This window comes from Bradyrhizobium ferriligni (assembly GCF_056837965.1).
The window spans coordinates 1-423 of record NZ_JBXEJO010000328.1 but is presented as its reverse complement, the minus strand read 5'-3'; the positions used below and the strand labels follow the sequence as shown (position 1 = coordinate 423).

At 44.9% G+C, this 423-nt stretch carries 1 protein-coding gene; it reads right to left on the bottom strand.

What is annotated here, in order from left to right; genetic code table 11:
• Positions 1 to 18: 18 nt before the first annotated feature.
• Positions 19 to 423, bottom strand: a 405-nt coding sequence (locus AC1VNY_RS42770; protein ID WP_482409717.1) for an ISAs1 family transposase, incomplete at its 5' end; no start/stop codon positions are given.

Here is a 423-nt window from a genome sequence, read left to right as displayed (position 1 = left end):
CTCCTACCCAGGGCAAGATTACGAAAGCCCGCTCCCCGCAAGGACTGACGCCAGATAGTTCCTGTCCATGGCTGCTTTTCGCATCTTACGTCTTAACCCTGCCTTGAATACCTTATCATTCGTCAAAATATTAATAGCAATGTGCCGTATCCCTGAAAATAATTCCGCTGCATTTCCTCTTCTTATTCTGCAGTCGTCTTCATTCATTACCACGTCCAGACGCCAGTGCAGCTTATTCTCCACGTGCCAGTGGTTTCGGATTGCTGTGGCGAACTTCTCTGCGGTTAAATCAGCAGAACTGATATAATATCTGACCGTCATTTCGGGCTCTTTCTTTTGTTCTGTTATTATTGACCGAAAGGAGACTGCCACGCATAATTTTTTCAGCCCTTTCCATTCAAACGTGAAATCAATAAGTTCATC